At 38.2% G+C, this 23,449-nt stretch carries 17 protein-coding genes; 6 read left to right on the top strand and 11 right to left on the bottom strand.

The window, feature by feature from the left end; genetic code table 11:
- Positions 1 to 10: 10 nt before the first annotated feature.
- Positions 11 to 403 carry a ribonuclease P protein component gene (gene rnpA, locus LVD51_RS18300; RefSeq protein ID WP_236972821.1) on the top strand — a complete coding sequence of 131 codons (393 nt, stop codon included), beginning with the start codon at positions 11 to 13 and terminating at the stop codon, positions 401 to 403.
- Positions 400 to 906: a hypothetical protein gene (locus LVD51_RS18295; RefSeq protein ID WP_236972820.1), complete on the top strand. Its 507-nt coding sequence runs from the start codon at positions 400 to 402 to the stop codon at positions 904 to 906. Before rnpA ends, LVD51_RS18295 begins: the two co-directional genes overlap by 4 nt.
- 94 nt (positions 907 to 1,000) lie before the next feature.
- On the opposite strand, the gene LVD51_RS18290 is transcribed toward LVD51_RS18295, so the two are convergent.
- The 4 genes from LVD51_RS18290 to LVD51_RS18275 form a co-directional block, all read right to left on the bottom strand.
- Entirely contained in the window at positions 1,001 to 3,244 is a 2,244-nt protein-coding gene (locus LVD51_RS18290) for a TonB-dependent receptor (protein WP_236972819.1), read from the bottom strand.
- A gap of 15 nt (positions 3,245 to 3,259) precedes the next feature.
- On the bottom strand, positions 3,260 to 3,613 hold the full coding sequence (locus LVD51_RS18285) for a heavy-metal-associated domain-containing protein (protein WP_236972818.1): 354 nt from the start codon (positions 3,611 to 3,613) through the stop codon (positions 3,260 to 3,262).
- Positions 3,614 to 3,704: 91 nt separating this feature from the next.
- Positions 3,705 to 4,136, bottom strand: coding sequence for an HYC_CC_PP family protein (locus LVD51_RS18280; RefSeq protein ID WP_236972817.1), 432 nt, complete (start codon positions 4,134 to 4,136; stop codon positions 3,705 to 3,707).
- 349 nt (positions 4,137 to 4,485) lie between these two features.
- Positions 4,486 to 5,373: an IS1595 family transposase gene (locus tag LVD51_RS18275; protein WP_236972816.1), complete on the bottom strand. Its 888-nt coding sequence runs from the start codon at positions 5,371 to 5,373 to the stop codon at positions 4,486 to 4,488.
- Between the two features lie 653 nt (positions 5,374 to 6,026).
- On the opposite strand from LVD51_RS18275, the gene LVD51_RS18270 reads away from it, so the two are divergent.
- The 3 genes from LVD51_RS18270 to LVD51_RS18260 are packed head-to-tail and all read left to right on the top strand — an operon-like array spanning position 6,027 to position 10,002.
- Positions 6,027 to 7,829, top strand: coding sequence for a DUF1800 domain-containing protein (locus tag LVD51_RS18270; protein WP_236972815.1), 1,803 nt, complete (start codon positions 6,027 to 6,029; stop codon positions 7,827 to 7,829).
- Positions 7,830 to 7,833: 4 nt separating this feature from the next.
- Positions 7,834 to 9,243: a DUF1501 domain-containing protein gene (locus LVD51_RS18265; RefSeq protein ID WP_236972814.1), complete on the top strand. Its 1,410-nt coding sequence runs from the start codon at positions 7,834 to 7,836 to the stop codon at positions 9,241 to 9,243.
- 3 nt (positions 9,244 to 9,246) lie between these two features.
- A complete protein-coding gene (locus tag LVD51_RS18260; protein ID WP_236972813.1) occupies positions 9,247 to 10,002 on the top strand; it encodes a T9SS type A sorting domain-containing protein in 756 nt (251 codons plus the stop codon).
- Between the two features lie 566 nt (positions 10,003 to 10,568).
- On the opposite strand, the gene LVD51_RS18255 is transcribed toward LVD51_RS18260, so the two are convergent.
- The 7 genes from LVD51_RS18255 to LVD51_RS18225 all read right to left on the bottom strand — a co-directional run bounded on the left by LVD51_RS18255 (position 10,569) and on the right by LVD51_RS18225 (position 21,879).
- On the bottom strand, positions 10,569 to 12,308 hold the full coding sequence (locus LVD51_RS18255; RefSeq protein ID WP_236972812.1) for an NHL repeat-containing protein: 1,740 nt from the start codon (positions 12,306 to 12,308) through the stop codon (positions 10,569 to 10,571).
- A 9-nt stretch (positions 12,309 to 12,317) separates the two neighbouring features.
- Positions 12,318 to 15,125 (bottom strand): M16 family metallopeptidase, encoded by a 2,808-nt coding sequence (locus LVD51_RS18250; RefSeq protein WP_236972811.1) that lies wholly within the window; start codon positions 15,123 to 15,125, stop codon positions 12,318 to 12,320.
- 49 nt (positions 15,126 to 15,174) lie between these two features.
- The gene (locus LVD51_RS18245; RefSeq protein WP_236972810.1) at positions 15,175 to 15,636 is read right to left on the bottom strand and encodes a hypothetical protein; all 462 of its coding nucleotides are present in this window, start codon (positions 15,634 to 15,636) and stop codon (positions 15,175 to 15,177) included.
- A gap of 12 nt (positions 15,637 to 15,648) precedes the next feature.
- Complete coding sequence (locus tag LVD51_RS18240; protein ID WP_236972809.1) at positions 15,649 to 17,064, bottom strand: RagB/SusD family nutrient uptake outer membrane protein; 1,416 nt, start codon at positions 17,062 to 17,064, stop codon at positions 15,649 to 15,651.
- Between the two features lie 11 nt (positions 17,065 to 17,075).
- The gene (locus LVD51_RS18235; protein ID WP_236972808.1) at positions 17,076 to 20,342 is read right to left on the bottom strand and encodes a SusC/RagA family TonB-linked outer membrane protein; all 3,267 of its coding nucleotides are present in this window, start codon (positions 20,340 to 20,342) and stop codon (positions 17,076 to 17,078) included.
- A complete protein-coding gene (locus LVD51_RS18230; RefSeq protein ID WP_236972807.1) occupies positions 20,342 to 21,313 on the bottom strand; it encodes a FecR family protein in 972 nt (323 codons plus the stop codon). The genes LVD51_RS18235 and LVD51_RS18230 overlap by 1 nt, the downstream gene beginning before the upstream one ends.
- Before the next feature lie 62 nt (positions 21,314 to 21,375).
- On the bottom strand, positions 21,376 to 21,879 hold the full coding sequence (locus tag LVD51_RS18225; protein WP_262912810.1) for an RNA polymerase sigma factor: 504 nt from the start codon (positions 21,877 to 21,879) through the stop codon (positions 21,376 to 21,378).
- Positions 21,880 to 22,258: 379 nt separating this feature from the next.
- On the opposite strand from LVD51_RS18225, the gene LVD51_RS18220 reads away from it, so the two are divergent.
- Positions 22,259 to 23,134 carry a ChaN family lipoprotein gene (locus LVD51_RS18220; protein WP_236972805.1) on the top strand — a complete coding sequence of 292 codons (876 nt, stop codon included), beginning with the start codon at positions 22,259 to 22,261 and terminating at the stop codon, positions 23,132 to 23,134.
- Positions 23,135 to 23,449: the final 315 nt, after the last annotated feature.

Below are 23,449 nucleotides of genomic sequence, written 5' to 3'. Positions count from 1 at the left end.
GACATTTATCTTGAATGCTGACTTCCATTTTCGAAAAAACGAAAAACTCAAAGATCCTTCTGCGATAGAATCTTTATTTGAAAATGGAAGAAAAGTTCAGCATTACCCGCTTTTATTTATATACGGAGCCTTGCCCTCTACTGCAGAGACAGTAGAGGCAGACTATCGATGTGCGTTTACCGTATCCAAGAGAAAGTTTAGAAAGGCCACTGATCGAAATCGTATCAAACGCTTAATGCGTGAGGCCTATCGACTCCAAAAACATCTCCTCTATCAGAATCTTCAAGCCCAGCATATTTCACAAATGGGCATTGTAGTTCTCTATCTCGGAAAAGAAATACCAGAATATAAAGTGATATTTGACAGTGTCAATCGTTTTATATTAAAATTTTCTAAACCATGAAGCTATTTTTCTTTTCCTTGGCTTTAGCCTACCTCCTATTGCCCAATATAGCCCAGGGCCAAATTTATCTACAAATAGAAAAAATAGGTTCTACTCGAACCATGAAGATACCTATAGGGGCTGAGATTAAAGTCAAACTAAAGGACAGAGATTATTATATTGACCAAGAGATAGTCAATATCATTCCAGATGAATCTGTCATCATCACCACTACAGAAGTATTTTTTGTCGGTGACATAGAGCATATTATTCCCCGCGACAATTATCATCGCAAGGGACGCTTTTTTATTTATCCTATTTATAGTCTAGGTATATCAGGGACGGTAGCAGGTATTATCGGAACGATTTACGAATTGAAACTACGTCCTGAACTCCTTTTGCCCGGTCCGGCAGTATGGGGATTAGCCATCCTTTTTCAAAAGTGGTTCGATCGTCCTTTTGTCAAAGAGAAAGGTTGGAGATTTAGAGTAGTAGATTTAAGGATGAGTGTACCAGAAGATTAATATGAATTACCCTTTGATTTAGTTAACAAAAAAGAGGATTTCTCAGTATGAAACCAAGAAACCCTCATAAATTATCTACAAATTTTATTCTATATTACAACAAGGTATAACGCAAACCCAAATATGTGTTACGACCAAAGACTGGTCCCCAAATCATAGATGCATCAAAATAACTGCCAAATGGTTCTTCATGTGACAAAATAGCGTCCTGTTGTCGGTAATCAAATACGTTCTCCATCCCTAGATAGAGTTCAAAAGCAGATCCCCATACTCGGGTGACCTGAGTATTAACTACTGAAAATGAAGGAGATTTAGAGGACAACTGATAAGTGGCCGGATTAGCGCTCGTATTAGGAAGTCGCTTGCTGCCTTGCCAATTATAAGTCGCATCAATTCTCCATTTTTCATTATCGCTGGTATAGGCTAGATTTACAAATGCTCTGTGCTTGGCATTAAGTGGAACTTCTTCCCAACCATTGGTATATTTAACCTGAGAATCAACCCATCGATAAGCCATTCGCAATCCCAACTGTCGCAATAGATTGTAATCGACTTGTAATTGAACAGTATTGGAAAACGAGGCATTTTCAACGTTGTAAAAAGAAATTTCTTGGGCATTATTATCCAAATCTACAACTACTCGATTGGTGAAATCCGTTCGGTATACATCTACAGAAAAACTGCCATCCTTGTAGTCTAATCGAAAAGGTTTTGTATAATTCAAACCTACATTCCAAGCTATTTCTGGCGCCAATCCATAAGGATTATCACCTTCTACACCCAAGAACAACCAGTTGCGACTACTGGCCAAAACCCCAAAATTTTCAGCAATAACAGAAGCTGTTCTCTGCCCCCTACCAAAGGAAGCTCTAAAAACAGACTCATCACTAAATGCCTTTCGCAAATGAAATCTCGGAGTAACAAATCCCCCGTATTGATTGTGGTGATCAAATCTCAAACCTGCAACTAAAGAAAAAGTCTCCGATGGTGTAAAGGTGTACTCACCATATACTCCTGGCACTATTTCTTCCCGTAAAAAATGATAGTCGGTCAGCTCTTCATCGAAATCGTCGTACTGAAAACTAGCCCCCATCTTGATACCGTGTTGTGTATTCCACAATATGGTTTGAAAGATATAATTGGCATAAAGCGAGGTTTGATTGGCATTGTATAAATTTCGACCAAAAAGATTTTCTTCATCATGGTGTGACGCTGACAATTGCAACCCCATAGACTGCCATGGCAATGCCGAAAGCAACCCCACTTTGGCCCAAGCCTCAAATCTCTCTACTGTATTCGTCATACCCCACAATGTATTGCCTATCTCATTGTTTTCAGGGTCAAAATCCAACTGTCCACCTTGATTATCTATTACGGTGGCCTTTACTCCAAATTGAAAACGCAAACGCTCATTAGGGATAAACTTCCATCTATTCATACCCATAAAATGAGTACCAATAGGCTGATCTAAAAATCCATCTCCATTTCTATCGTGTTTAATAACGTTTTGCTTAGCGTGCAAAAATAAGGCTGTTGAAGACTCCTCTGAAAATTTATGGGATAAATTGAGATTGCCTTCTAAACGACCTCCTTCATTACCATAAAAATTGGCATGTATACGATCGGTATTTTCAGGTTTTTTCAATTCGATATTGATCTGTCCTGAAATACTTTCATATCCGTTGAGCACACTACCCGTTCCCTTATTCAACTGCATTCCTTCGACCCAAGCTCCAGGAACAAACACCAGTCCTTGTATCGCACTTAAACCGCGAACGCTAGGCATATTTTCTGAAGTAATTTGAGCATATGGACCAGCTAAACCCAACATTTGAATTTGCCGAGTACCAGTAATGGCATCGGTAAAAGAAACATCCACACTTGGACTAGTATCAAAGCTTTCACTGAGATTACAACAAGCGGCTTTCCGCAATTCATCTTCTGAAATTTCCTCGATTTTAATCGGGTTTAAGTAGGATATTTCATTTGATTTTTTTCGATACACCACTCGTACTTCATCAAGGGCTACATTGGGAACCAACTCCACATTGAGTTGTTGTTGATCCTCTATGCCTAGGGTATCTGGAGAATACCCCGTATAACTGACAACGACATGAGTTGCTGTAGTAGAGCATATAAGTGAAAACTCACCATTGATATCTGAAGCAGTCCCTACATCTTCACCAAGGACTTGAATATTGGCCCCCACCAAAGGAATTTTATCCCCTTCAGCACTATTTTCATAGACCTTTCCTTCTATGGCTATTGTCTGAGCCTGCAAAGCAGAACTAAACAATACCAGTAGAAGAATGATATTTAACTTTAAATATTTTTGCATGATTTATAACCTATTTTAGTGAGGTTTCACACCATCTCTGTAGGCGCAACAATCAGGCAATTCATCGTATGCGGCTTGGGGTGCCTTGGCCAATTCAGTATCGTGACCGACATTGGCTACTGCAGATGATATGGTTTCCAAATTGGTTTTCTTAGGTTTATAAACCAAGACCAGTTTTTGTACATTTTTATCCCATTCTGCCATTTTCACACCTTTGACAAAGGCTGCTTTCTCAATTCTTTTTTCACACATTCCACAAACACCCTGAACGGTGAGAGTATCGGTAACCACACTTTGGGCTGTAATTGCTGCAGAATTAAAGAAATATAAAAACCCAGTACATAGTATTATTTGAAATATTCTTCTCATGATTAAACAAAATTTAATTGATAAATAATAAAAACCATCTATGTAATTCATTGAAATTCAATACATAGAAAACAAAAATCATCAATTAGATTCAACCATAAAATACTAGGGAATGATGCTTGATGTACAATGGTGGCATGCCATCGGGGGGATATTTTAGGACGGTACCAAAATTATTGATTTCTGGTACAGTTAAAAGACTTATTTTTTCTATAAAAATAGCGTTATCTACAGCGACAAATTCACTAAATGTGGATGGAGATGAGACCACGCGTTCGGCTGCATAGTCTAAGCTAAAGATTTCTTCGACACAGCAATCCTCCTCGCTGTCGTCGCTCTCTTCGCAACTATCTTCGGAATCTGTACAACAAGGCATGACGGTACACAATTCGTCTTCAATTTCCGAGAATATCTTTATTGAGACCCATTCATCGCTACAGAAATAGACCACGCCTTGTATTCCCGAAGAGACGAATACATAGATTGATAAAAGGGCGATACTGGCTATTTTCTGCAAGATCATAAATACAAATATAATGTAATTCTATTAATTATCAAGAAAGAGATTCGCGGCAAAGCGGGAATAACTGTATTTAAATACAAACATTGTTAATTATATGTTTAATAACGCTTTATATTAATAATACGTTTAGAAGAAGTATAGGGCTATAAGGAGGTTAATTTATTATTTCCCTTGAATTTTTGGATTGACATTTTTAAGTTTATAAGCAGACAGGATGTATGCAAAGTAGAATTGATCTACGATGATATTGTTGATAATCTAGGTATATAAAATGAAGTGATAGGGAACCTCGGCAAAAAAATTTGGGAGTTTTATCGAGGGGAGGATTTGTTCCCATATAATTAGTTATTTAGTGGATAATGTCCAAATAGGTCCGCGGCCTATGGCGAACCATGCGCTCCAATAAATGATCGAAAATTTCAGCCTTCATCTTATTGCGATTAAAACGATAGCAAAATTCGTCCAAATAATACTGCAATAATTCGGCATGGTGATGAGTGCCTCTCAACCAAGTCGTTATACTATTCTTCATTCTATTCGATAGAGGCATTATCGATTTTTTAGATTTTCTAATTCTTTTCACTACCGGATATTTCTGGCAAATTTGGTCATAGCCATGCTTCTTATAACAAGTGATTTTCGCGTCTAGATTTACACATCTATCTGATAAACGGTTGATTTCTTTGGCGCTTCGACTATTTGTAGAAATAGCATAACCATGAGATATTCCCTTGCCTTTTTTCTCTATGGCAAGGACTACGATCTTCTTGTACTGTACTTCTTGGCCGTTTTGCAAGGTCTTTTTCATGCCGATTTTGAAATCTGAAAGTTCCACTTTTCCACTTAACCCGACCTTTTGATGGCTTTTCATGGCCTGCAAAACTTTGAGCCGGAACAACCAACAAGTCTTTTGTCTCACCTGCAATTTGCGGCTCAATTCACAAGATGAGATCCCCTTTTTACTGGTGGCGATTAAGTAGACAATGTTGAATGCTTTGAGCAGGTCAAACTTTACTTTGTGAAATAAGGTATTGGCCGTGGCCGATTCTTTATATCGGCATTTTGAACACTGCCTAATGTGCGGCTTTCCGCCGCTACAATATCGATGATGTCCACAATGTTTACAGGTAAATCCGGATGCCCACTTTTGGTGAGCCAGGTAATTTAAGCAACTTTTACTATTTGGGAAACGCTTGTAAAAGTCCTCGATAGATAGGCTTTTAAATTTATCTTCCATGACGTAATAAATTTTCGTTACTATAATTGAATAATCGCTTATCCTTTAAATAACTAATTATATAATACTTCCCCAAGTTCCCTCCATTTAACCAATTCCTCCATTTAAAAATCCTACCGCCCCTATTCACCTCCAACTTAAAACTTAAAATAAAAATCTAAACCATCTTATCATGTCTTAATATCCTTTCAATTCCCTACCATGGCCAAGTCAAAATTTATATCGTCTTGACATTTCTCTCAAATACCAATTTCTTCTACACCCCCCTCTCGTTCAACACATCAAAACAATAACCTTACACATTTCAACATTTCAACATTAAACACTAACAATTATAACCTACCCCAAATCAAGCCCGCTATCTTCTCTAAAATAATCCTCACTTTCTTCTTAAAATCAATATACCTCGACGTCGTTTTTTTGTCTCCATGCTGAAAACCAATTATGCACTCAACTCCCAATTGTCCCTACCTTAACCTCCCACCTTTATTTCACCAAATGAATCCAATTTTATTCAATCCATATCCCGACAATACACTATCCACCATGGAATAATAATTTCATTTGTTAAATTTTTTAAATTATATATGTTTTTCCTAAAAGTTTCGTTAAAAAATCATTGAGTATTTCTTTAAGCCCAGACATTAAAAACTATGAAAAGTAACCCCTACCTCATTATATTGCTATCTATCCTTACTTTCCATTCATTTGCTCAAGATTCAAATGCTTACATAGGTGATCAACAGCATCCCAATGTGACCGTATATAGCAGTAGTGATTTCCAACCCCCAGGAAGAAAAGCCATCGCTGCAGCAGACAATACCATCAATGGCAGTGGACTGGACGGCCAAAAGCAAGCGAGCGCTAGATTTCTCTCCCAAGCAGCCTTTGGAGGAAATGAAATTGAAATCCAAAGAGTATTGGATTTGGGATATGAAGCTTGGATTGAAGAGCAAATAGCCACACCACCAAACTATATGTTGCCTCAAATGAATGACATCTTCGATCAAGCCTATCAAATTCATTTAAATGACGGGGGAGATCCCGATGACTTCTTCGGACCTTATTGGATCCATTTTCAATATGCCTACTGGCAAAACAATATTATGAACATGGATCTTTTGCGACAAAAAGTAGCTTGGGCGCTAAGCCAAATATTCGTGATATCGTTCAATTCAGATCTGCAAGATAGAGGAGTTGCATTAGCCGATTACTATGACATCTTCCTCCGCCATGGTTTGGGCAATTTTGAAGACTTATTAAATGAAGTAGCCCTTCACTCTTCCATGGGCTATTATTTGAGTCATTACAACAATCCAAAGGCCAACCCTGAAGAAAACCTCCACCCCGATGAAAATTTCGCCCGCGAAGTCATGCAATTATTTACCATAGGTCTTTACGAACTCAACAATGATGGCTCCCACAAAAAAGACAGCCAAGGTCGCGATATTGCCACCTATGATATGAATACCATATCTGAAATGGCAAGAGTATTTACCGGTTTGGGCCCTGGCAATATCATGGAAAATGAATGGGTCGATGAACCGCGATTCGGCCTAGACATCTACCTCAATGACTATACCACGCCTATGAAGATGTATGAGGAATACCACGATACCGGTGAAAAACAAATATTAGGTCACACCTTAAGCGCTGGTCAAGATGGAATGACAGATATTCGATCTGCCCTGCATATACTTTTTATGCACGACAACGTAGGTCCATTTATCGCCCGGCGTTTGATTCAAACCCTAGTCAAATCCAATCCTAGCCCTGGATATATCAATCGGGTAGCATCTGTATTCAACAACAATGGAAAAGGAGAACGAGGAGACCTCGCTGCTGTGATCAAATCCATGCTCTTAGACTCTGAAGCCCGAGAATGCAGTTCTATTCAATCTCTTTATCAAGGCAAATTAAGAGATCCCTTCTCTCGGTACTTACACGTCGTTCGAACCATGGATCTCAATAATATCAATGGCATTTATTGGAATACAGGATATGGTTTTTGGGAAAGTACAGGTCAAATCCCCTTGGCCTCACCTTCGGTATTTAATTTCTATCTACCCGATTACCAACCCTATTCATTTGAGGAAAAAGGCGACTTATTCGGCCCTGAATTCCAAATACATCACGCCAAAACCAGCATAGAAATGATGAATCAAATCTATCGATGGACCATGAATTGGGGTTTGCTTAATGCTTGGACAGAAGTGGAACCTACCTTTATCGATTACAATAGCTGTGAACCATTGGCTAAAGATCCAGAAGTCTTGCTCAACAAATTAGATATCCTCTATACTCATGGCCAAATGAGTGAATTCACTCGAAATAATATTAAAACCGCTATTGAAAAACTTCGCGCCAGCAATACAGGAAGCGACTACTTGGAATATAGGTCAGCCATTGCCTTGTATTTGACTTTAATATCACCGGACTTCACCATTTTAAAATAAGACCATGAAAAAATATATTTCTCAAACATCTAGAAGAAAGTTTCTAAGTCAAATGGGCTGTGCAGCCTTGGGCTACAGTACATTTTACTCCTCTATCATCAATCTCAAAGCCCTCAATGCAGCAGCTATTGACAATTCTGATGTGGAAGCGGCTGGGGATTACAAAGCAATGGTATGCATCCTATTGTCCGGGGGAAACGATTCATTCAATATGTTGATACCTCATGAACAATCGGCCTATCAAAACTATGCAACAACTCGATCCAATCTCTCCATCCCACATAGCGATCTACTAGCCCTTCGAAACCAAGGCAGTGGATTAACCACCCATGCAGTGCATCCCGGAATGACTGAAGTCCAAACCATGTACAATAATGGAGAACTGGCTTTTGTATCCAATGTGGGGACACTGATTGAACCCACGACCAAGGAACAATTCCACAACAACTCTCATCGATTACCCTTAGGCCTTCTCTCTCATGCCGATCAAATCCAACAATGGCAAACAGGATTGCCACACGAACGATCAGCTACGGGTTGGGGTGCCAGAGTCACAGAAATGATACAATCCATGAATACCAATCAAAATATATCCATGAACATTTCGCTTTCCGGAAATAATGTATTTCAACAAGGCAATGGCATCTTTGAATTTTCTATTGGATCAGACGGTGCTACTGGGATTTATGGCTTCGACAACGATTGGAATATTGAACAAGTACGCACCGATGCGATAAAGAATTTCATGGACCACCAATACGAAGATATTTTTAAGCAAACCTATGTAAACACTATTAAAAATGCCCACAATGCCACCCTAGAATTCCAGGAGGGTATGGAACATGCCCAAGATTTTGGCAACCTATTTTCTTCACATTATCTCTCTCAAAATCTTGAGATGATAGCCAAAGTGATATCAGTGCAAGCAGAATTGGGTTTTAACCGTCAAATATTCTTTGTGAATTTTGGTGGCTGGGATCATCACGACGATGTCATTGAAGAACAAAATGAAATGTTACCCGTATTGAGTAAAGCTCTTTACGAATTTCAGCAAGCCCTCAAAATTATCAACAAGCAAGATGAAGTGACCAGTTTTACGATTTCCGATTTCGCTCGAACCCTGACTTCCAATGGCAACGGTACTGACCATGCCTGGGGTGGAAATACAATAGTGGCGGGAGGTGCTGTAAATGGAGGTAAAATCTATGGTCAATACCCCAACCTCGCATTAAAAACCAACTTAGATTTAGGAAATGGAGTACTTATCCCTACTACATCAGCTGATGAATATTTTGCGGAATTGGCTCTTTGGTACGGGGTTTCTTCCTCGGAAGTCCACTCCATATTTCCCAATCTCAAAAACTTCTACGCACAACAATCTACCTCATCTCCTATTGGATTTTTAAATCAATAAAATATGCGATACCTATACCTCATTTATATTATTATACTATCTCCATTAACTTTATCTGCTCAGTGCTTTCCCGATCGTCACAACACTTCATGGTCTGACTCTTGGATCAGCTGTGAACAGAGCAAAAACCCCAACAATAATCGGGGCAATACTCATTGGATAGCTTATGATTTTGGTTCTGTTTACCGTTTGGGCACCATGAGAATGTGGAATTTAAACATACCAGAAGAACTTCCTTCAGGGCTTCGTTCTTTTACTATTGACTATTCATTGGATGGTCAATTGTGGACAGAATTGGGAACTTATACTTTGAGTATGGCTACGGGAAAATCAGTCTATGAGGGAGAAGAAGTCACCGATTGGGAAGGCAAACAAGCGCGATATGTCATCCTTACCCCGATAGACAATTATGGAGGTCCCTGTGTTGGGATTAGCGAAGTTCGCTTTGGTCTTGATGCCAATAGCGATGTAGTCACTACAACTAATCAAGACAACACCACATCTTTCACCATAAAGACCTTTCCCAATCCCTATGTAGATCGCTTTACCTTACAAATCGAATCCCAAAATCAAGGCGAAGTGCATTTCTCACTTTCCAATATTTTGGGTCAAGTAGTCATGCAGCAATCTTTTGACTCCAATATTTCAACACAAGTAGAAGTAAATACCAGTCATTTACCCGCTGGCAACTATGTGATAAAGGTTATTCAAGATGAAGGGATCTTATCTAAATCAATTGTACAAATACCCCTGCGGTAATTTTAAAATAATAATACGAAATACAAGAACCACACCTTCTACACCATATTAATCAATAAAAAAAGGGATGTAATTCAGATTGAATTACATCCCTTTTATCTGTTTTTCTGCTGTGAGAGCAGGACTCGAACCTACACAGGGCGGTTAGCTAAGCTACAATTTTAGTGGTCAACCCTAGACTTTAATCTAAAGAAAAAGCCATTATATCCAGTTTATCCCGTAATCCCTACCCCCGAGACAAGGGGGCACGGCTGCCAATTTCGTCACCTCACAGTATAATTAATAACCAACTTCCTGATTACATTAGCAAATATATAAAAATAGATATTAAACTTTGACAAAATATCAAACATTTGTAATAAAATATTTAATATTAATAACAAAACACCAAAAATATTGACAATTTAGCAATTTCATAGATCAATATTAAACCTTCATTAAATATTTTGCAATCTACTCCTTAACTTCCATTATTTTCTTTTAAAAACAGTCACCTATCAAGAAAAACACGTCTATAAATCATTGATTTACAGACGTGTTAAAAATTTTAATCTATTTATCTTCCACTATGGAATATCGTATTCCCAAACCACTGTTTTGTCATCGTCGCCAATAACTGCGGCCACATATGGAATACCAATATCTGATACTTGAATATCAAAATCCTCAGTTTCCTCTGCAGATAAGTTTACGGCATCATTCCAATTGTTCGTGTTGGTATTAAAGGTTCTAATATTCAAACCTGAATCATCAACATAACCAAAATAAACTGTACCATTGGGGTGAAGGGCTAAATTAAAGTTATCTCTTTCTGCACCAACCATAATTGGATCACCTATTAGAGCCCAATCGCTACCGTCGTATTTCATGACATAGTTGCTTCTCACTCCATCGATGGACTCCTGGTAGGCTACATACATTTCATCGTGATCTTTCACAGCTATTTCTACTTTTAAATAACCATTTCCATCTGTAGCTCCAAATTGAGGACTACCTACAGCTTCCCATGCATTATTGGTATAAGTGTACACTGAAGGTCTATTCAATCCACCTGCTCTATCCATAAAAACCAAATATGGCTGATCTTCGTATGTGTCGAATTGGGAATATCCAGTCAGAGCACCAGCTGGAGGATTAGCCGTCGTCCAATCACTTCCTTGTACATGGTAAATATTCAAGCCTCTTGAATCTAAAGTTACACCTGAACGATCCGAGATGGCTACATATAAAGCATCATCACTGGTAATACCGAGAGAGGTATAATCTGATCTACCTTCGGTAAATCCAGCACTTCCAACTGTCGACCAGCTATCACCACTGTATTTCATTACCGACACCTTTCGGTCAGCATTATAATCGGTGTAGGCCACATTAGGTTCTCCCGCTGAATTAAAGGCCATAGACACATAATCTACTTTACCCTCAGTTACTCCCGTTTCACTACCTAAATAGCTCCAATTTCCGTCTTCGTATTTAACAACAGACAATTTTTCCTCTGCACTAGGTATACTTTCTCCGCCGATAGAACCATCGCGTTGGTATGCCAAGTATGGTAAATGAGTTACTGGATTAATAGCCATGCTCAATACATCGGTAAACTCTTCAATAAAACCTTGAGCTCCAATGATAGACCACTCAGGAGCACTTAAATCACCTACGACAACAGTGAAATCATCAGATCCATCGTTGTCAGATACTGTATAGGTAAGTGCTGAAGAAAAATCATTGGCAGTCACTCCACTCTCCTGGGCCGCTCCATCAACAGCAACCGTTGCACCGGTGGTAGTGGTAAATTGAGCAACCAATTGACTGCGGTCAGCGTCCACTGGTAAATCAACTGAAATATCGGTTCCGGTTACAGTAGCTACATAATCCTTAAACAAAACCGAAGGATTGTCGGCTGCATAAAAACCAAAACCTGTAATAGCTGCATTTCTTGAAGCCTGAACGGTATAGGTCTTTTCAGAACCATCCTCAGCCACTATGGTATAGGTAACTGGTGATGAAAAATCAACCGTAGTCTGTCCACTAACTTGAACCGTTCCATTGATACGCACAATATTTTTGATCCCCGAAGTCTCAAAACTAGGTATTAGGGAAGTTATATTGGCAGAATTAGGGATCTTAATAGAGATCGTTGTCCCTGAAATTTGACCGACGACATCGGTATCTATTCCAGCATTCTGACTTGCAGTGAGAGTATAACTTGTAAAGTCTTTAGCGTCACTAAGCACATCGTCCTTTTCACAAGAAAAAAGAACCATTAGGACGAGAGGTAGTAATAATAATCTTTTAATAATTGACATAAAATATATTTATTGGTTTACAAATGTTTCTGGATAAAGAACCGCTTTGAAGTACGGTTGATTGACTAATAATTGTTGACACATGATTCTAATATCTGATGCCGTAATCGAGTCCAACAAATTAGAATACTGTGTAATTAAATCCCAGTTGTCCAGTTTCTGATAATAGTGATCTCTAATTACACTGGTCCAATAGGAATTTTTTTCTATTCTTTTGCGATGACGTTCCATCATCTGGGTTTTGATATTTTCTACTTCCACGGCAAAATAATCTGCATCATTTGATATGGCATCGATTTCCTTCCATACTTGGTCTACGAGTAAAGGCGTGTTTTCGGGACTACAACCAAAGGCTATCCGAATCCGATACAAAGGTGAAGGCGATACCGCTGACGATGCCGAAACACCAACACCATATACCCCTCCATTGTCTTCACGTAAATTCTCTCTCAATTTCACTTTGAGTACTTCTTCCAACATCTCCAATTTTAAACTCCATTCTGAAGAATAATCAAATTCACTATTCTGAAAAAATATGTTGACCCTACTCTTGTCGGCTTCTCCGGCATACATGATCAACGAATCCGTTTTTTCTATAGCGGGTATCACCACAGATAAACCCGGATCTTCCCATTTTTCACCTTTAATGCCTCCGATATAGGTTTCTATCAAGGGTTTAACTTCTTTTGCATCAAAATTTCCTACTAGGATAAAAGTAAATCCGTCCGCTGTCCCAAAAGACTGGTGATAAAGTGAGGTTACATCTTCGGCTTTGAATTCATCCACAATGCGTTGCTCACTCAGCGGTTCTGTAGTATAGTTGTGACCAGCTATCCTTTGATTCAATGCAATACTAAAGGGATAACTCGGTGATTTTTTTGAATTTTCAACCGATTCAATGGTCTTATTTAATATATTCTCTATCAATGAAGTATCCAATCGTGGATAATGCCATTTTAAATACATCAATTCAAGCATTTGCTCCAATTCTTCCGACTTCGCATTTCCAGCGATACCATTTCTATTTTTTGCCATAACAAAAATCGCCGAAGCTGAAGAACCCGCTAAATACTGACTCAATCCATCCCTTGAAAAATCGCCATATCCACTGGCTGCCACTATGGACTTAACAAAAAGAGAAGTTAAATACTTTGTAGAATCCAAAGCCATCAAGCCTCCATTCCTAAATCCCGACAATAGAACTTGATTGTTGTCCAATTCAGTGGGCTTCAATATCACTCGAGCTCCATTGTCCAAAGTCAATATTTCAATATCAATGGTCGTATCTATCACTTCCCTCGTGATTTGACCTGCCATGATTTCAGAATTCAATAACCGATCCGATTCCATAGTTTTATTCAATGGGGGATGAAGATCAGAGGACTGAATAGCTGACACCCACTCCAATACTTCATTTTTCGTCGGCATATCGGCGCGAAGTGAATCTGGACCAGTAATCATATAGGTATTGTATCGATTGAGCGGCAATTGCCGTAGATAATCCATCAATCTGGTGGAATCGATCAAAGGCAGGTATTTTTTAGCCAACCGATATTCTTCCTTTTTACTTACCATTTGATATCCCTTGAAATATAGGGATTTGATATCATTTAAATAAGTAGCTGAAGAAGACTTACTTTGATTTTCGAAAGAAGATTTAAACTGTAACAGCAAATTTTTTCTAATAATATCGATTTCCGAAGTTGTAAATCCATATCGATGAATTCTTTCCACCTCTGTCAAATACCCTCGAATGCCTTCTTCTATTTTGTCTCCATACAACGACACTCCCCCCATTAAACCGCTCGAATGTTCAAATAGCCCTTTAAATCCTAAATCTGCAGATCGAAACAATGTCGTGGTATCCTCTACATCGTTAAATCGATTCTGATTTAATCGATTATATACTTGAGCGGTTAAAAATTGTAGATAATCGTTTTCAGTCCGGATAACATTCGAGGTATTAGTAATATTATACAAACTAAAATCAACATTTACGGCCTCAGCGTCAGTTACTATTATTAAGTCGTCTTCAACACTTGGAGGTATAGGATAGTAAAGTCTCGGTAAATCCTTTTTATTTTTAAGGTCTCCAAAATTCTCTTTTATTTTTTTCATGGTATAATTGGCCGAAATATCTCCGGTTACAGCCACAGCCATCAATTGAGGCTGATACCAATCCTCGTAAAACGATACCAAATCTCGTTTGACAAAATTCTTGATTATCGCAGTATCTCCAATGGGCAATCGCTCTGCATATCGGGAATAATTCAACATCCTAGGTAAATAAGCTTGCCGCATCCTAGATCCTGGCCCTTGCCCCGATCGCCATTCTTCAATCACTACTCCCCTTTCCTTCTCTATTTCTAGACTATCAAAAGTTATATTATGAGCCCAGTCTGCCAATATCATCATGGCAGTATCGATGGCTGTGGAATCATAGGCTGGAATCTGCAATTTGTACACCGTTTCATCAAAGGAAGTGTGTGCATTTAAATCACTGCCAAAAGTCACTCCCTTGGATTCCAAATAAGTAATCAACTCATTTTTTTCAAAATTCTTCGTCCCATTAAATGCCATGTGTTCAACAAAATGGGCCAATCCCAACTGATTTTCTTTCTCTAAAATACTCCCAGCTTGAATGTACAAACGCAAGGTCACCAAATCCTCTGGATAACCATGAGGATATATGTAATATTGCAAACCATTGTCGAGACGACCACTTAATAAATTAGAATCAGCTTCTAAGATTTGTCCCTGTACAAATGGGCTAATTAAAAGAAAAAGGGAAAAAAATATATATTTATAATTCATCATTGTACTTTAATATAAACTTCAATTACGACCTTGTTGGTGTCTGATTATTTTACTTAACTTTTAATATAGTCATGGATTGTTGATTCTTATCTGGACCTGGCAAACCGATGGGAATATTCGCTGAATTTGACTCAATGATTAAAGTAAGACTGCTAACTTTGGATTCATCCACAGGGTTTTCCAGCCATGCAATGCGAATGGGCATTTCAAAAATACCTGGATTAAATACCAGAGTCCTATCCGTATTTAAGATCTTAAAGTCAACATTTTCCTGAAGATTTTCAACAGAAAAATTCCAGTTTACTTGAATGGGATCAAATTGTAGTTTTGAACTCAAATACACATTGTATTCCACCGTATCTCTTCGATTAAACCGGATCTGCAAAGTATCCTGATTATTGCTGTGTATATGAAAAAAAGCTTGGTCGAAGACCTCGTATTCCTCCTTATTGCAACTGCTTAAGGTCCACGTCAATGAAATAATAAAGGCTAAAAAAAGTATATTTTTCATAGTATTTCTTTGTTAGTTAATGCCGGGATTGGGTTCCATATTTACATTGGCATCTAGTTCTTTTTGTGGAATAGGTAAAATAAATCTATCGTTGGGATAGGTTAAAGTACAGATGCTTGAATTGCAATTACTCCCCCGATCTATGGACTCGTGACGACGGGCAATATCCAAGAGCCGATGTCCTTCAAAACACAATTCTTTACTGCGTTCGTCATATATTTCTTTGAGCAATTCACCCACAGTTAATACATTGAGGTTATTTACCCAAGATGGATTGGCTCTTTGTTTAATAAGCGCTAAAACTTCCCTTGCTTTAGAATAATCTGTCATCTGCCATGCAGCCTCAGCATAGTTTAAATAAACTTCGGCCAATCGAACTACGATGGGATTCATCGGCCAATCTTCTTGATTGATGTTGTCATCCTTGGCATATTTTAGAGAATAATGCTGTCCATTATTGTTGCCAAACACTGTTTTTCTAACATCGGCACTGTCGAATTCTTCATAAAAACTTTCTGAGGCATATGCTTGAAAAGTGGAAATAGAATAGACAGAGCTCAAGGTACCCGCTCCCAAACTGCGATTGTAAAGTTGAAAAATAATTTCTGGGCTCTCCTCATTGGTTATAAACATATCTAGGTAGTCCGCACTATCTACCAAAGAATACTGATTCTTGGCCAATACTCTTTCCGCAAATGCTACCGACTCCTCCCAATCTTCCATATACAAATAAATTCGGGACAACAAGGCCTCACAAGCTGCGGTGGAAGCATAATAGGGATTGACGGTATTGTATTGCAATTCAATCGATCGATTTAGATCATTTATGATTTGCTGATACACTTGATTTACCGTTGATCGAGACAAATTGGCATCGGCTCCCGGAGTTTCGGTAACAATGGGTATGCCTAGATGATCGGCCCCAGAAGAAAAACTATAGGTCTGTGCATAGGTATTGCACAAGTGAAAATGTGCCAAACCTCGTAAAAAATACGCTTGAGCCTCAATATCAGATAGCTCCGATTGAAAATCTGGCTCTAAAACCCTCAATTCTGGAATGGCCTCCAAAATATTATTGATATTGGCCAATGCCTCATAGATATTGAGCCAAATATGACCCACAGCACCAGTTTCGTCATCGGACAAACTTTGAAAATTGTGTTCATTCCACAAAATCAAATCTTGATCTGGACCAGATCCCACCGTCTTCATCACCAATTGATCGCCTGCGATATCGGGGTAAAGTAATGTTTCTCTAGCGTAGTAATAAGATGTTCGATTATAGGCGCCAGCCATAGCAGCTCGAATACCATCCATATCTACAAATAATTGATCCTTTGATATTCGCCCAACGGGCTCCTTTTGTAAGAAATCGTTACAGCTAAACAAAAAACCTAGGATAATTATACTACTGAATATTTTTTTCATCTGGATAATCATTAAAATGTAACATCAATACCTACAGAATAAGTCTGTTCTATAGGATAGGGTGAAAATGAGTTTCTATACGTATTTCTGTCTTTGGCATCGTTGTAAGGCGTCCAAATCCCCACATTATCCATCTGGATATAGGCGTTGATCCTGTCTATGGCCCACTTCTGGAGTTTGGGTCCCTTGATGTTATAGCCCAAACTAATGTTTTGCAAGCGCAGATGGGTTTTGTCGTGTATATAACGGGTTGAATTTCTACTTCCCGATTGAGTAATCCCATAGATCAATTTGGGTACGAGTGCTAGATCTCCTGGATTCTGCCATCGATCCAGTAAATTTTTTGAATCATTCTGAGACAATATATATAGACCATCTGATTCGGCATTTCTTCGAAGACTGCTAAAGGCATACCCTTTATAGGTATAATTTACTAGAAATCGAAGATTCAAATTCTTATAAGACAATTGATTCGTCATTCCTCCAAAGAAAGTAGGATTCGTTGTACCCACAGCAACTCTATTGTCCGTACTAAACTCTCTGGTAATATTTCCTCCCGCATCATACCACAGCGGCGCTCCATCTCGTGGATCTACACCTGCCCATCGAATTAAGTATAATGTCCTAGAATCTTCACCCACTCTACGAATGGTCTTGTCCAAAACTTTGTCATTGTTATTATACAGCTCCAATATTTTATTTGCATTATGTGCTATATTAAAAGAAGTAGTCCACTTAAAATCTTCAGTTTCTATATTAATAGTGTTAATAGTAGCTTCTACCCCACTATTTCTCACCCTACCTATATTTCGTAAAATCCGAGTATCTCCGGTAGTTCTCGACACATCTACATTGTCGATTAAATCCCTTGTCGTGTTGTTGTAATACTCCAAGGAAAGGTCAATTTTATCCCACAATCCTATTTCAATTCCGGTATTAAACATCAGTGTTGTTTCCCAACTAAAATCGGGATTGGCACCTGTAGTAATAATGGTTCCCGGTTGTTGATTGTAGGCATATCCGTCTGAAAAACTATAGAGGCCTTTGAAATCATACAAGCCGATTCTAGAATTTCCATTGGTCCCTATGGAAGTTTTTAAAGACAAGAAATCAATATAATCACTCTTCCAAAACTTTTCATTGTGTATCTTCCACGATGCCCCGGTAGAAAAGAAGTTGGCATAACGAACATCGTCACCAAAACGAGAATTTCCATCGCGTCTATAACTGACAGACAATCCATATCGACTATCATAATTATAGACTACCCGACCAAAATATGAAAAAGCGGATTCTTCTTCTCGGCTACTAGAAGCTCTTTGGGTTTCTGAAGGGGAGTATGAAATTTCTCGAATGTAGTCGTTGGCAAAGTTAGATCCTGATCCTGAGACACTGCGTCTAATTTGATCTGTAGCTTCTGTACCGACCAATACATCCCATCGATTCCGCCCCCATTCTCTCACAAAATTTAATCGATTGATTGATATCCATTTAAGGATATTGTTTTGGGCTCGATAAGCATATCCTACAGGCGTCCCACTCAAATCACGGCCAGACCAATTGTTGCGAGAATCATACTGATCTTCTGTAGAACCGAGATTGTCGATACCATTTTGAGAGGTAAAAGTCAAACCCTCCATGATATTATAAGTCAATGCGATGTTTCCAGTAGTAGCAAATGTGGTCTGATGATCGTCATTTTGATAGGCTTCTGCCAATTTATTAAAAAATTTCAACCCAGTAACATCGTCGTACAGAGCAAAGGTGCCATCGGCATTGTAGGGATCAATATTGGGTCTGGTCTCAAAATAATCGTAATTAGGTGTAAACAAATTGTTGTCGTTGTATGACATTCCAAATCTAAAATCCACCTTAACCTTTTCTCCCAACTTTTGATTTAGATTAATTCTGGCAGAATAACGGTTGGTTAAATTCTGAATTATAGTTCCTTCTGAACGATAATACCCTCCTGACACGTAATAGTTAGTTCTGTCATTACCCCCAGAAAAACTTAAATCGTACTGACTATTTAATCCATTTTGAAAATACAAATCATACCAGTCGGTATTGGCATCATCGTTTTCGTTGCCAAAGGGATAATCAGCCAAATCCCTGCCCGAATTGATATAGGCTTCCAATGCCAATTCTCTATATTGATCGGCATCCAATACTTGAAAATGATTTTCTGATGGTCTATTTAAGCCGTGTCTAGTGCTAAATTGAATGGTTTCTTTGTTATAGCTGCCTTTCTTAGTGGTAATCAAAATAACCCCGTTGGCTCCATTGGCCCCGTAAATGGAGGTTGCGGCGGCATCTTTTAGCACAGTCATACTTTCTATGTCTTTGGGATTGAGGTAGGACAATGGACTAATAGATGTCTGCATACCGGGAATCAAATTGGTTTTATTACCCGTATAAATAGGTACTCCATCTACGATCCACAACGGTTCATTCGAAGCAGAAAAAGAAGCTTCACCTCTTATTCTCGTCTGGTATCGCGGTCTGGCACTCGAAGCATCATCACTTTGCACTTCAAACTGTAATCCAGGAACAATACCATCCAATAGAGCGTCTACCCGTCCCACTGGTTTCATTTCCAACTGTTCAGTAGTCACATGGTCTGCACTACCAATTAAATCTTCTTTTTTAGCTGTCGTTCCATAACCAGTCACCACGAGTCCCTTCAATTGAACCGCATTGTCTTCCATTCGAATTTCTACCTCTTCACTCGCCTTAAACGTCCGTTCTTGTGGAATTTTACCGATATAACTAAAGACCAAGGTTATTTCTGGCAAATTAGCAGTCAGTGAAAATTTGCCATCAAAATCAGTTAATGCACCTTGACTGGTATTTTTAATTTTAATATTTACACCGATGAGGGGCAATCCATCCTCTTTAGACAATACTGTACCTGAAACGGTTATCGCCTCAATTTTTTTTGTCTCTACAGTTACTTTGTTGGCGGTTTTTGCTTTGGGTTTGATGATGATTTGCTCACCTCGTAGTGTTACGGACAAGTCCACGGTATCAAAAATATAGTCTAGAACTGAACTTAATGGAACTTCGTCGAATTTCTGGGATATTAATTGATCCAATTGAATGGCGTCGGGATTGTATGCGAATTGAATTTTATACCGATGCTCTAGGGTTTCGATGACCTGATCCAATGGCGAATTTTCAAAACTCAAATTCGTGACTGTGGTTTTCAATATATTCTGTCCGAATAGGAATAAGGGACAGAGAATGATGAGTATAATTAGGCTGTATATATTTTTCATTATTGACATCCTTTTCCGGTGATACTTATAATATTTCGTTCTTCGGCATATTTCAAATCCAGGGTAACAGATATGACCTTTAATATTTCGGCCAGCTCTTTATCTTGAAACGAACCTGTAAATCGACATTTTTCTATGCCGGGCTGATCTATATTAATTACTGTAGAATAAGCTTTTTCCAATGCGGCGACTATCTCTTTCAAGGTGGTTCGATCAAAATCAAAGATTTTTGCCCAAAGTGTGGCATAGGCATCGTCTGTCATCCTGGTATAGACCGTGTCGGTACTATGAAACACAAGCCCTTGCTTTGGTGTCAACAATATGGGATTTAATGAACCTCTAATTCCATGCCCTGTGTACTGAACCTTACCTTCCCTCACGTAGAGTTGCTCTTCTTTTAACTGTGGATAGGCCTGAAGATTAAAGGCAGTTCCAACAACCTTTGTTTCCCCAATAGAGGTTTGGATTTCAAAAGGTAAATCCTTATTCGGTGTCACTTGAAAAAATCCTTCTCCTGTTAATTTTACAGATCTGTTATTTTGATTAAAATCAGTGGAATAACTCAATTCACTGTATTTATTCAATTCTACTATTGATTGATCGGGCAAGGTCAAGGTCTTTGCTTCATCGGTTGTAGTCCAAACGATATCACTGGGCTGGGAGTAAAAATAGTAGCCCATTCCACTAACGACCACCAAAACACTAGCGGCTATAGCTCTCCAATAATGCAATAAAACTGGTTTCTTCCTTGGAAGGCGATTTTGAAAATCTGAAAAAGCTGCATCTACATCGATGTCACGATATAGCGATTGCTTTTTTTCAATATCCTCCTCTAAAGCTTCTAGTAGTTCTTTATTTTCTGGCGATTCAGACAACCACGACTCCAACTCTTGTCGATCTTCAGCTGATTGATGTCCCGATAGCCAACGATCTATACGCTGATCTATATTTTCTTCTTCCCTATTATTCATTCCTTATTTAGTCTTGTCTTTTTAAAGACGAGAAAAAAAGGAAAGGGGGGTAAAAAGAGAAATTATTTTTTTTTCATTAATCTCAATTTCTCTCTTAATTTTCGAAGACCTATTGTTCTTTGCTTTTTTACCGTCTCTGAAGAAATACCCAGATATTGGGCTATTTCACTTTTGGTCAATCCTTCATAATAACTCATTACCACGATGTGTTTACATTTTTCAGGTAGTTCTTCTATGGCTATTTTAAGTGAAGGGTCGGGCAAATTATTTTCTTGATCCGAATTTTTTTCTGTCAAAGAATAAGCTTGCTCAATGGAAGTAGTTTGTTGCAGTTGGTGATTGCGATAATAATTAGCGAGATTGTTTCTCACTATCATAAAAAGATAGGACTGCGGTTGCTGAATGGATTTTTGTCTATTTTCCCACAACTTCACAAACGATTCTTGGACAATTTCTTCTGCTACAGACTGTGATTCTGTTCTCACCAGACAGTACTTGACCATATTTACAAAATGCAATTTGTAAAACTTTTCGAAATCACTGTGTTTTGACAGGTTAATAGTCAATGAATTGATAAATTAAATTTATGATTTTAAATCAACTTTTCATTTCCGCGACAAAAATACAAGTAAATTTATTGTCCACTAGGTATTAGTCGCTATATCACATGATTTGTCCGAAATTTCTTCCAATCAAAACAACCTAACCCCGAAAATACAATTAGGTATGACGGATTGTGTTCAAGTTTAATCGATCTCTTTGTCCTCAACTTTAGAATACAACATATTAAAACCCGCTTGGTTGATATTCTGATCATAGTTATCATTGAATGCCAGCTGTAAATGCATAATAAACGATTTTTTTAATATGACATCAAAGCTAAAAAAGGAAATTTGAATCAAGATGATTCATAAAAAACCTATACTTTTATAAAAAACAAAGAAAATGTTCCGACACATCCTCATCATAATGTTGACCATATGGACGGTAAACCTGTATAGTCAAAGTAAAAATCCAAGCTATATCATCTACAATAACAAAGGCAAAAAAACATCATACCGCAAGATGATTAAGAAATTGACAGGAGCTGATATTGTATTTTTTGGAGAATATCACGACAATCCCATAGCCCACTGGCTAGAGTTGGAAGTTTTTACCGATTTAAATGACAAAAGAAAACTGAGTTTGGGATTGGAGATGTTTGAATCAGATCAGCAAGAAGCGGTGGACAAATACACATCGGGTGAGGTTTCGTTTCAAGAATTCAATGCCGTTACAGATTTATGGTCGAATTACGACACCGATTACGATCCACTGGTCAAGTTTGCTATGGATCATCAAATTCCCGTCGTAGCGACCAATAGTCCTCGGAGATATGCCAATCAAGTTTACAAGGGTGGTTTTTCCGTATTAAATTCCTTGAGTGAAAAGGAATTGACTTTTCTTCCCCCTTTACCGATTGCATACGACCCTGAATTACCGAGTTATGTAAAAATGAAATCAATGATGGGAGGACATGGAGGGGACAATCTTCCCAAGGCCCAAGCCATTAAAGATGCTACAATGGCTTATTTTATTCTACAGAATCATCGGCAAGGTGAATTGTTTTATCACATCAATGGATCATATCATTCAGATTTTCGAGAAGGAATACTTTATTATATTCAATTATCTGCACCAAATTTAAAAATGAAGACCATATCCTCCGTCAGTCAGCAGGATATTAGCAAATTGGACAAAGACCACTTAGGCAAGGCTGATTATATTATCTGCATTCCAGACAATATGACGAAGACCTATAGATCCAATATGATGAAGTAAATGGTTTTACAAATTATCATTGCCAAAGTGAGGAGGTATTTTTCCTAATGCAGTATTATTTACAAGATTAAAGTATGACAAAAGCATAAAGTCTTGACGAATAGACCTTGGGTAATAACTTTAATAAAAGCTCTCAACTTCATCGATTGTCGATTGATATAGAAACTATTGAGGAACTAGAAGGACGGAGATATAATTAGTTATTTAAAGGATAAGCGATTATTCAATTATAATAACAAAAACTTATTACGTCATGGAAGATAAATTTAAAAGCCTATCAATCGAGGACTTTTACAAGCGTTTCCCAAATAGTAA

Origin of the sequence: Membranihabitans marinus (assembly GCF_021729155.1) — a bacterium.
Classification (GTDB): domain Bacteria; phylum Bacteroidota; class Bacteroidia; order Chitinophagales; family Saprospiraceae; genus Membranihabitans; species Membranihabitans marinus.
The sequence above is the reverse complement of the archived record's forward strand: the minus strand, read 5'-3'. Positions and strand labels throughout refer to the sequence as shown.